The 11389-nt window shown below is 36.1% G+C and carries 10 protein-coding genes; 7 read left to right on the top strand and 3 right to left on the bottom strand.

The genetic code is table 11. From position 1 onward, the window contains the following. Position 1 precedes the first annotated feature (1 nt). Complete coding sequence (ccoS, locus tag ACEN2N_RS08135; protein ID WP_282075609.1) at positions 2-211, bottom strand: cbb3-type cytochrome oxidase assembly protein CcoS; 210 nt, start codon at positions 209-211, stop codon at positions 2-4. Positions 212-508: 297 nt separating this feature from the next. Next, complete coding sequence (locus ACEN2N_RS08130; RefSeq protein ID WP_441823857.1) at positions 509-2905, bottom strand: heavy metal translocating P-type ATPase; 2397 nt, start codon at positions 2903-2905, stop codon at positions 509-511. A 118-nt stretch (positions 2906-3023) separates the two neighbouring features. Between ACEN2N_RS08130 and ACEN2N_RS08125 the strand changes: the two genes are divergently transcribed. The 4 genes from ACEN2N_RS08125 (at position 3024) to ACEN2N_RS08110 (ending at position 6393) form a co-directional block, all read left to right on the top strand. After that, positions 3024-3713, top strand: a complete 690-nt coding sequence (locus ACEN2N_RS08125) for a Crp/Fnr family transcriptional regulator (RefSeq protein ID WP_441823856.1) — start codon at positions 3024-3026, stop codon at positions 3711-3713. An 80-nt stretch (positions 3714-3793) separates the two neighbouring features. Further along, positions 3794-4666 (top strand): universal stress protein, encoded by an 873-nt coding sequence (locus ACEN2N_RS08120; RefSeq protein WP_441823855.1) that lies wholly within the window; start codon positions 3794-3796, stop codon positions 4664-4666. 129 nt (positions 4667-4795) lie between these two features. Beyond that, complete coding sequence (rpiA, locus tag ACEN2N_RS08115) at positions 4796-5473, top strand: ribose-5-phosphate isomerase RpiA (protein ID WP_441823854.1); 678 nt, start codon at positions 4796-4798, stop codon at positions 5471-5473. Between the two features lie 230 nt (positions 5474-5703). Then, entirely contained in the window at positions 5704-6393 is a 690-nt protein-coding gene (locus tag ACEN2N_RS08110) for a VIT1/CCC1 transporter family protein (RefSeq protein ID WP_441823853.1), read from the top strand. Positions 6394-6395: 2 nt separating this feature from the next. On the opposite strand, the gene ACEN2N_RS08105 is transcribed toward ACEN2N_RS08110, so the two are convergent. Continuing rightward, on the bottom strand, positions 6396-7331 hold the full coding sequence (locus ACEN2N_RS08105) for an alpha/beta hydrolase (protein ID WP_441823852.1): 936 nt from the start codon (positions 7329-7331) through the stop codon (positions 6396-6398). A gap of 394 nt (positions 7332-7725) precedes the next feature. Between ACEN2N_RS08105 and ACEN2N_RS08100 the strand changes: the two genes are divergently transcribed. The 3 genes from ACEN2N_RS08100 to ACEN2N_RS08090 all read left to right on the top strand — a co-directional run bounded on the left by ACEN2N_RS08100 (position 7726) and on the right by ACEN2N_RS08090 (position 11132). Then, complete coding sequence (locus tag ACEN2N_RS08100) at positions 7726-9756, top strand: transketolase family protein (protein ID WP_441823851.1); 2031 nt, start codon at positions 7726-7728, stop codon at positions 9754-9756. Between the two features lie 56 nt (positions 9757-9812). Next, a complete protein-coding gene (gene fsa, locus ACEN2N_RS08095; protein ID WP_027067520.1) occupies positions 9813-10466 on the top strand; it encodes a fructose-6-phosphate aldolase in 654 nt (217 codons plus the stop codon). 150 nt (positions 10467-10616) lie between these two features. Continuing rightward, positions 10617-11132 carry a GNAT family N-acetyltransferase gene (locus ACEN2N_RS08090; RefSeq protein WP_441823850.1) on the top strand — a complete coding sequence of 172 codons (516 nt, stop codon included), beginning with the start codon at positions 10617-10619 and terminating at the stop codon, positions 11130-11132. Positions 11133-11389: the final 257 nt, after the last annotated feature.

Raw genomic sequence — 11389 nt, 5'->3', positions numbered from 1 at the left:
ATTATACTTGTTTATTTAGTTGGATTTTCTCTTGTTTTAAATCTATGATGTCGGTCTTTTTTGGTTTCACCAATTCATCTTCAAAAAGCATTCGAACCGAAGGAGTGTAAGAATCGTCGTATTGTCCTTGTTTTACAGATACTATAAAGGCGACAAAAAAGATAATTGCCACCACCAGGCTTATCGCCAATAAAATATATATAACACTCATACCTACCTTAATTATTCGGTAAAAATAAGTGGGTTGTAAACCTTAGAAAATGACAATTGTCATACTTTAAAATTTTTCTTAAAAAACATAAATATTCTGGGGCGTGTAGTATGAGTAGAATGCATTTAATATATTGTTAATAAATGAGTTGAGCCTTTTAAAGAAGCTAGGTGTTTAATTTCATTTATGTTAAAATATATGATTCTGTATTTTATGAAAAGATAAATGTAAGTCGCAGAATGCGGTACCATCTAATTATAGTTTTTGCATGAAACAGCACTTGCAATAACAGTCTAATTACGGAAGTTTTCTACCAATAAGATTCGTCATCACCGTAGTGAAAACAACAATGGTAATAGAGCTTAACGGCATTAGAATTGCAGCTATAACAGGCTCTAACTGCCCTGTTATGGCAAAATACAGTCCCACACAATTATAGAAAAGCGATAGCATGAAGCTCATTTTAATAATGCGCATCGCTTTTTTAGAAGCGAGAATATAACTGTACAGTTGTTGAAATTTAGAAGCATCTAATATGGCATCGCAAGCTGGTGAGAACACGTTGATATTTTCAGATATGGCAATACCGACATTACTTTGGGCAAGTGCACCGGCATCATTTAATCCGTCGCCAACCATCAATACTTTTTTACCTTGATCTTGTAGCGATTTTATGAACTCAAGTTTTGTTTCTGGTTTCTGATTGAAGTAGAGCGGAGTCAATTTTGGCAACAATGCTTCTAACCGTTCTTTTTCACCTTCATTGTCACCAGAAAGTATCGCCAAACTTAACGATTCAGACATCTCTTTAAAAACAGAAGAGAGTCCGTCACGATATTGATTTTGAAAAACATATCTGCCCTTATAAGCATTATTTGAGCTGATGTAAATAGAGGTGTCGAGAACATTCTCTGTGGTGTTGTTACCCACAAAATTAGCAGAACCAATCTTCATATTTATATCATCTTTAGAACTTTCTAGTCCTTTGCCAACATGCTCTTCATATTCATCTAAGGTGATGATATTCTGTTCTTTAAGTAGATCATATAAAGATCTGCTTAAAGGGTGGTTAGAAGCTCTAATGGTATTTTTAAGTATCGATTCTTCATCGGGTGTTAATGGCATGCCTTCGTAGTGCGCCGTGCTCTTTTGTGTAGTTGTAATGGTACCGGTTTTATCAAAAATTGCAGTATCTATTTTTGCTAAGCGCTCAATGGTTTGCGTGTCTTTAATGTAGAATTTCTTCTTTCCAAAAATACGTAGCATATTCCCTAGAGTAAATGGAGATGCTAAAGCTATGGCACAAGGGCAGGCGATAATTAATACCGCCGTAAAAACATTCATGGCTTTAGACGGGTCATAGAATAACCAAAAAGCAGTAGCGACAAATGCAATAGAAAGTACGGTAATGGTAAAACGTTTGCCAATACTATCGGTAAGGTTTTGAAAGGAGGTTACTTTATCCGTCTTAAAAATGGAATTTCCCCATAACTGTGTCAAATAGCTTTGAGAAACCGATTTTAAGGCAATCATTTCAATTATACCGTTGAGTTGCTTTCCACCGGCAAAAACCTGTTCACCGATATTTTTAGATACGGGCTCAGATTCCCCTGAAACAAAACTGTAATCAATTTGTGCATTGCCGTACACTAGTGTACCATCTACAGGGATCATTTCTTCGTTACGGATTAATATTCGATCTCCCTTTTCAATTTCTTGAACAGGCACGATTTCTTCTTTACCTTTTAAGTTCAGTCTAGTAATCGCTATAGGGAAGTATGATTTGTAATCGCGCTCAAACGATAAAAAGCTATACGTTCTTTGCTGAAAGAATTTACCTAGTAATAGAAAAAATACGAGTCCGGTGAGGGAATCGAAAAATCCGCTACCTAAATCAAAGGCGATATCGTAGGTACTTCTAAGAAATAGAACAAGAATACCCAGTGCAATGGGCACATCAATATTTAAAAGTTTCGCTCGTAACCCTTTAAACGCAGATACAAAATAATCCCATCCAGCATAAAAAACTACAGGTAAAGAGAAGATGAACATCATCCATCGAAATAAGCCTTGATATTGGTTTAGCCAATATTCACCACCAGAAGCTGCGCTAGAACCTAAATCGAAATAATCGGGAAAAGAAAGAAACATTACATTACCGAAAGCAAAACCGGCAACACCTAATTTGTAAATAAGCGTTTTATCAGAAACCTTCTTCTTGCCTTCAAAATCTTCTAAAGAAATATAAGGTTCATATCCTATTTTAGCCAAAAGCAAGACGAGCTCTTTTAAGCTAAAACCCTCTTTTTTGTAAGTGATACGAATTGTTTTCTTCGGAAAATCAACTTGAGAATTCGTAACATTCTTATTCAGCTTGTTCAAATTCTCTAAAATCCAAATACATGAACTACAGTGAATTGTGGGAATATATAGGTTGATGATTTGGATATTACCATCATTAAATTCTGTTAGTTTCGCTATGATTTCTTCATTATCCAGAAAATCATATTTCCCTTCAATAGCTTTGGGTGTATTACCTGCCGCGGCTTGTAAATCATAATAATGAGACAAATCGTTTGTTGAGAATATTTCATAAACGGTTTTGCAACCAGCACAACAAAATGATTTTTCATCAAATGTTATAAGTTGTCTATCACAAGGATCACCGCAATGAAAACAATTAGTTGCCTGCATAATTATAAATGAATTCGAAATACAAAGGTGAAAATGAAACAGTTTTTAAAACATGATAATTGTCAGTTACTACCATTTTAAGCTTGTTTAATTTTGTCTAAGTATAATTTATGAGGCTATGGAAACTAGATGTGAAAATTGCATAATACGACAGTTTAATTCGCTCCGTGCGTTAAGCAAAGAAGAATTAAAAAAGGTGGCGGACTCAAAAATTTCTAAGAAGATTAAAAAAGGAGAGGCATTATTTATAGAGGGGCAAAAGCTTGATGGTGTTTTTTGTGTACGAGAAGGCGTTTCTAAATTATCTAAGTTAAGTAGCAACGGTAAAGAGCAGATTGTGAAATTGACCAATAGGGGTGAAATTATGGGACAACGCTCTGTAATCGCTGAAGATTTTACCAATTTAAGTGCTACGGCTATTAATGATATGGAAGTGTGTTTTATACCCAAAGAGGTCATATCGAATACATTGAATTCCAATCCTTATTTTTCTTTAGAAGTGTTGCGACATATGGCGCACGATTTAAAAGAGGCAGATGATGTCATCGTAAATATGTCTCAAAAAACAGTGAAACAACGTTTGGCTGAGGCATTCGTCTATTTGAAGAAAAATTATGGTGAAGATGAAAACGGATTTCTACTATTGACACTTAGTAGAGATGATTATGCGAATATCGTTGGGGCGGCAACGGAGTCTTTAATTCGTATGATATCTGAATTTAAGAAAAAAGGACTTATAAAGACAGAAGGTAAAAAGATTGGTATCGTAGAAGAGGAGATGTTACAAGAACTAGCCGACGGATTTTAAATTTTTTAGTATTCTGATAAATGTCATAGTTTCAATTCTGTGGGGAGGCTACATTTATCATCAAATGATGTGTCTCATTTATGAAAAATATATTAGTACCGACCGATTTTTCAATAGCTGCATGGAATGCTACACAGTATGCCTTGCAATTATTCGCAGAATCTGAATGTGTATTTCATTTTTTAAATGCCTACACTCCAGAATTACATAGTAACCGCTTAATGGCAGGGAGAGTTACAGATGCCGCCAAAGATTATTCTGCGCAAACAGCTTCAGAAAAAGGATTGAAAAAGACCCTTCAGTGCATCAAAAAACAATACCATAATCCGCTACATAAGTATAAAACGATATCTAGCTTCTCAATGCTAATAGACGTAGTGAAAGAAGTGGTCGAAAAACAGCATATAGATTTTATAATTATGAGCGCCAGCGGTGGTGCAGATGATGAATCTATTTTCTTAGGTAGAAATACGGTAAGAATATTAAACCATATTGATTCATGTCCCGTAATGGTTATACCGGAAAGGGCAGTTTTTGAAAACTTACATTCCATTTCTGTTATATCAGAATTCAACCATTTATTTAAGGGTGATGAATTAAACCCCGTGGTAGAATTGGCAAGGTATTTTAATAGCACAGTGCAAATTGCAAGTATGCAAAATGCTACGCCTCAGATTACAGAGTTACAACAGATAAATCATGAGATTATCGCTGAAAAACTAGGGTCTATTTATCATAATTTCTATAAATTAGATACTGAAAGTTCTTTAACAACCACTTTAAAAAAGTATGTTGATCATACTAATTGCCAATTACTTGTTATGTCTAACAATGCAAATAGCTATTTAAGAAACTTGTGTAATGATTATATTGTAGGTAAATCGATTTTCTGCTGCCATGTGCCAATTTTATCATTACAATTAATTGAAAATAATATCAGTATCAGTCATTAACTTTTTGCTTTAGAAAATCGTTTAGCAAGGTTTAATCACAAAATTTTAATCATTACTTAATGATAAGTGGAATGCTATCGATTATTTCTAAATATCTTTAGAGCCAAATAACCATAATATAACCAAAAAGTGAGCGCGGTAAACGAGAAGAAAGTAGCAGCATTAGAAGCAGTAAAATATATAAAATCAGGTATGACCGTTGGTCTAGGCACTGGGTCTACAGCATTTTATATGATCGAAGCTATTGGCGAAATGGTACAGAACGGCTTAGAGCTTAAAGCAGTTGCAACTTCTGACGAAACTGAAAAATTAGCAAAGAAACTGGGTATACATGTGATTACCCTTGCAGAAGCCAAAAGATTAGATGTTACCATTGATGGTGCCGATGAGGTAGATGAAGACTTTCAATTGATCAAAGGCGGAGGCGGAGCATTACTTCGTGAAAAAATCGTTGCCCATAATTCTGATATGAATATCATTATTGCCGATTCGTCTAAGAGTGTTGCTAAACTAGGTAAGTTTAAGTTACCTATAGAAACAATCCCCTTTGCCACTCAACTGATTATTAAAGAATTGGAGGGTATGAAATTGTCACCTATACAGCGAAAGAGAGGTGCAGAAGATTACAAAACCGATGAGAACAACGATATTGTCGATATTGATATTTGGGATACCGATATAAAACTAACCGATTTAGAGCAGCAATTAAAAACAATACCCGGCATCGTAGAAACAGGATTATTCTTGACTACCACAAATTTGGTGATTATTGGCACAGGGGAGAAGGCTATTGTAAAAAAGCGATAAGGTCCAAAAGGCAATTAAAGAAAACACTTGTGGAAAATTTTTTTGATAAAAACGAATGTTACTTCGAGTGATTTTTTGGGCTAAAATGGAGAAAAATTGTATCGATAACTTACTAAGTAATTAAGGTTTTTGATGTATAAAATAAGCTATTTTTGAGGGTTTAAAATGATGAATTAAAAACTAAAGAGGATACATAAGTGTTCATCTGAAGTCACAAAAAAGAATAAACTATGCAAGACGAAAAACATTATGGTACACGAAGTAATTGGTTGCGAGCAGCAGTGCTTGGTGCCAATGATGGTATTTTGTCTACAGCAAGTTTGGTAATTGGTGTCGCAGCGGCAAGCACTACAAGAGAGCCTATTATTTTAGCCGGTGTAGCAGGTTTGGTGGCAGGTGCCTTGTCAATGGCAGCAGGGGAGTATGTATCTGTAAGTTCACAAGAAGATTTGGAAAAATCTGATCTAGCGCGCGAAATGAAAGAGCTAGAAGAAATGCCCGAGGAAGAACTTAAAGAACTCGCTTTAATTTATGAAGAGCGCGGTTTAGATTCAAATTTGGCAATGCAAGTAGCTACACAATTAACAGCCCATGATGCTTTGGGAGCACATGTCAGAGATGAACTTGGTATTAATGATATAACACAGGCAAATCCGTTAATGGCGGCATTATCATCTGGTGCATCTTTTGTTTTCGGCGGATTACTTCCTGTTTTGGTTGCTTATTTTGGTCCGTTAGAGCAAATGGAATATGTACAATATGGTTTTGCAGTAGCATTCTTGGCAGTTTTAGGCGCGATAGCGGCAAAAGCAGGAGGTTCGAATATATTGACAGCCGTATTAAGAATAAGTTTTTGGGGAACCGTAGCCATGGTCATCACAGCTCTGATCGGGCATATGTTCGGGGTAAATGTGGCGTAGTGCTATTCTTTACTATCTATGGGAGAGGTAATCGATTCAAAATCTTTCATCGTAGCATCATCACGTAAAATATGGTCTAAAAATTCATAAATCAATTCAGGAAACTCGTATCCGAGAGACGCCCACTCGTGTCCGCCTTCCGCATTGAAATACACTTTGTAATTTCCATCGATTTCAGAAAGGCGCTCGGCAATAGCTTTAGGTCCGTTAATACGTATATAGCCAACATCCGTAGGGGTACAAAATCGATGCGGATTCGTGTTATAAGGAACAACAGAATCTTTAACTCCGTGAATAAATAGGGCAGGAGTCTTATTGCTGGCATCAATATAATTTTCATCTAATACAGCACCAGAAAAACTTACTAATCCTGCAATTTTAGCATTAGGGTAGGGCAGTCTTTTAAAACGATAATCGTATCGCATAAATTGAAAATTCAAAACGGTTTCGGCACCGGCACTACTACCGATTAAGAATATTTTTGTCGGGTCGGTCTTAAACGGCAATGAATCTTTCGTTAAGTAATTAATAGCTTTAGAAAGATCGGCAACCGCCTCGATGTAAGTATCAATTTTTATAGAAGCAGGGCAATCGCACCCAAAAGATTTTCTTTTTCTAGACAACCTGTAATTTATAGAAGCCACATTAAATCCTTTAGCTGCCAGGTATTTACTTAGTCGCTTTTCATCACCACCATTCCGTTGTCCCGCAGTAAAGCCACCACCATGCACCAAAACGACTGTGGGTTTAAGTTCCATGTCATTAGACGGTATACTATAAAAATCGAGTTGTAGGGTATCGGCATAGTTATAGGTCTTCATCTGTACGGCATCCGGCTTGGAGTTTGGGCCTTGAGCAAATGAGGGGCTAATGGTAAAAATGAAACCAAATAATATGATGAAATAATTGAGGATATGTAAAGCTATTTTTGAGGTCATAAGCGAAATTGTAATGTTTAGGGGAGCATCCGAAGTAAACAGAATAGCATTAAAACGTTATATAACAAAGGTTATCAGTTTTATAAAAGTTTGAATAAGTATATATTAACATCTTTCTAAAAAAATGCATAAAGCGTGCAAATGTACACTGTAAGTGTCTTACTTATAGTAATTAAAGATGAATTGGGTTAAAAAATGATTCATAGAATGTTTTCGAAAACCCTTTCGCTATAATATATCTGCGAAATTAATGGTGTATGAGCGTTTATGACTTGAATTCTATAGAATTATGTTAGGCGAAATATTTTAATTAGCGCCTTATATAAAGTATCTTTGGGGAGATTTTAGTAGATAATAAAATAAACACGAACCTGAAAAATAATCTAATAATATAATGAACAACGAACTAGATCAATTAGCAGCCGATAATATAAGGGCATTAGCTGTAGCGATGGTAGAAAAGGCAAACTCTGGACACCCAGGTGGGCCAATGGGAGGCGCAGACTACATGCACATTTTATATTCTGAATTTTTCAACTATGATCCTTCTGATATGAAGTGGCCGTTTCGTGACCGTTTTTTCATGGATGCTGGGCACTTATCTACTTTAATGTACGCTCAGTATTATTTATTGGGTAATTATGAAAAAGATGATGTAGCTAATTTTAGACAATGGGGATCGGTAACACCGGGCCACCCAGAAGTTGATGTTGCAAGAGGTATAGAAAATACATCTGGGCCATTAGGTCAAGGGCATACTATGGGTGTTGGTGCTGCAGTAGCGGCCAACTTTTTGAAAGCACGTTTTGGAGATTGGATGAACCATAAAATTTATGGTTTTATTTCTGATGGTGGTGTACAAGAAGAAATTTCTCAAGGTGCAGGTAGAATTGCGGGTCACTTAGGTCTAAGCAATTTTATTATGTTCTACGATTCTAATGATGTTCAATTATCATCTAAAACAGATGAGGTTACTTCAGAGAATACGGCAATGAAATATGAGTCATGGGGATGGAAAGTCGTAACTATCGACGGCCATGACCATGATCAAATAAGAAAAGCACTTACAGATGCTAATGCAGAAACAGATAAGCCTACGTTGATTATCGGTCAAACGATAATGGGTAAAGGCTGTGTAACTGCAGATGGCACTCCGTATGAAGGGTATACAGAATTACACGGTAAGCCAATTGGCGATACTGGTGCAGATTATGAAAAGACATTATTGAACTTAGGTGCCGATGTAGCGAACCCTTTTGATATCTATTCAAAAGTAGAGGAGTACTACGAAGGTATAATCAATAAAAAGAAAGATCAAGCTCAGGCTAAGAAAAGAGAGATCGATGCGTGGCGTTCAGAGAATGCTGAGCTATCAGCAAAATTAGATGGTTTCTTAGAAGGTAAATTACCAAACCTAGACTTCAGTTCTATCGAGCAAAAAGAAGGTCAAGCAACCCGTGCAGCTTCTTCTAACGTTTTAGCGTATTTAGCGCAGAATGTAGAGAATATGATTGTATCATCTGCAGATTTATCGAATAGTGATAAAACAGACGGATTCTTAAAGAAAACTAGCATTTTAAAGAAAGGTGATTTCTCTGGAGCATTCTTACAAGCAGGTGTAGCAGAATTAACAATGGCAACTATGGCAAACGGTATCGCGCTTCACGGCGGGGTAATGGCAGTAGTGGCAACATTCTTTGTATTCTCAGATTACATGAAGCCAGCTATTCGTTTAAGCTGTATTCAAGAATTACCGGTGAAGTTTGTTTGGACACATGATGCCTTTAGAGTAGGTGAGGACGGACCAACACACCAACCAATAGAGCAAGAAGCACAAATACGTTTGTTAGAGAAATTAAAGAACCATAGCCACGAGCAAAGTTTCGTAGCATTACGTCCTGCAGATTCTCAAGAAACCAATGTAGCTTGGAAAATGGCAATGGAAAACCAAAAAACGCCAACCGGACTTATTTTATCTCGTCAAGGGATAAAAGATCTTCCTGCGAAAAGTGGTAACCGTTATCAGGAAGCTTTAGGAGCAGAAAAAGGAGGATACTTAATACAAGAAGTAGCCGATCCAGATGTTATTTTGATTGCTAATGGTTCTGAAGTTGCAACTTTGGTAGCGGCAACTAAATTATTGGAAGAGAAAGAAGGTTTAAAAGTGAATATCGCTTCAATACCATCAGAAGGTATTTTTAGACAACAGTCAGAAGCTTACCAAGAAAAAGTAATTCCGCCAAACAAACCAGTTTTCGGACTTACAGCAGGTCTTCCTGTAAACTTGGAAGGATTAGCAGGAGCTAACGGAAAAGTGTTCGGTTTAGAGCATTTTGGTTATTCTGCGCCAGCAACCGTACTTGATGAGAAATTCGGATTCACCGGTGATCAAGTATACCAACAAGTAGTAGATTTTTTAAAGTAAATAGTATTTAGGGTTTGCCCTAAAGACATTCATAATAATTTTAAAATTAGAAAAAGATGAAATTTTTTATAGATACAGCAAATTTAGACGAGATTAAAGAAGCTCAGGATATGGGTATTTTAGATGGTGTTACAACTAACCCATCTTTAATGGCAAAAGAAGGTATTACTGGTGCTGATAATATTTTGGCGCATTACAAGAAAATATGTGATGTAGTTGATGGTGACGTTAGTGCTGAGGTTATTTCTACCGATTATGAAGGTATGATAGCAGAAGGCGAGAAGTTGGTTAAAATTAGCCCACAGATCGTTATTAAGGTACCTATGATCAAAGAAGGTGTAAAGGCAATTAAGTATTTCTCTGATAAAGGATACAGAACTAACTGTACTTTGGTATTTTCTTCTGGTCAAGCATTATTGGCTGCAAAAGCAGGTGCAACATATGTATCTCCTTTCATTGGTCGTTTAGATGATATCTCTACAGACGGTTTAGGGTTGATTGCTGATATTCGTTTAATCTATGATAACTACGGTTACGAAACTCAAATTCTTGCAGCATCTGTACGTCACGTAATGCATATTATTGACTGTGCTAAAATAGGTGCTGATGTTATGACAGGTGGTTTAAGTTCAATTGTTGGACTTTTAAAGCACCCATTAACTGATAGCGGTTTAGAGAAATTCTTAGCTGATTACAACAAAGGAAACTAAGTCGTAAAATTTAGGCTATTGATATAAAAAACCATCACTGAAAAGTGATGGTTTTTTTGTTTTATCTTAGTGCTTCTAAAAATGGGATATATGTAATTGTACACATATCCCTACGTTACCTGCAAGCGAAAAAAACGAAACCAAGAATAAGTGAAAATTAGAAAAGTAATTATCCAAGACATTGAAAACCTAAAGGAAATTGGGAAATTGACTTTTGCCGAGACATTTTCTTCCGATAACAGCGAAGAAGATATGCTGAAATATTTGGAAGAAGGATTTTCGACCGAAAAACTGAAAAAGGAACTGAAAGACGAAAACTCTGAATTCTATTTTGCGGAACTTGACGAGAATGTGATTGGGTATTTAAAAGTGAATTTCGGACAATCACAAACAGAAATAAAGGATAAAAACTCACTCGAAATTGAACGGATTTACGTGCTAAAGGAATTTCACGGAAAAAAAGTCGGACAAATTCTTTACGACAAAGCGATTGAATTGGCGAGAGAAAAAAACGTAGAATATGTTTGGTTAGGCGTTTGGGAACAAAACCCAAGAGCAATCAGATTTTATGAAAAAAATGGATTTGTAGCATTTGACAAGCATATTTTCAAATTGGGAAATGACGAACAGACGGACATAATGATGAAACAAAAACTGAATAAATAAGCCAGCAGGCAACACGGTATATAGCAAATAGGGCTATTAGTGGTTTACGAAAGTTCAGTGCGATTAACAAACACCGCCAAATCGTTGATTTGGCTTTTAAGATGAATAAATTAAAAACAAAATACAACGCTTTGGCTCAGTGCAAACCTGAAAGTTTATCGCTTTCTACTGCCCTACTTGCCATAGTGTGCCGAGCAAGCAACGAGCGGCAAAATACTTGTTGTGAACTGTAATTAAGATGGTGGAACCGACCCACC

Source organism: Maribacter spongiicola (assembly GCF_052119685.1).
Classification (GTDB): domain Bacteria; phylum Bacteroidota; class Bacteroidia; order Flavobacteriales; family Flavobacteriaceae; genus Maribacter; species Maribacter spongiicola_A.
This window is presented reverse-complemented; position numbering and strand designations above follow the sequence as displayed.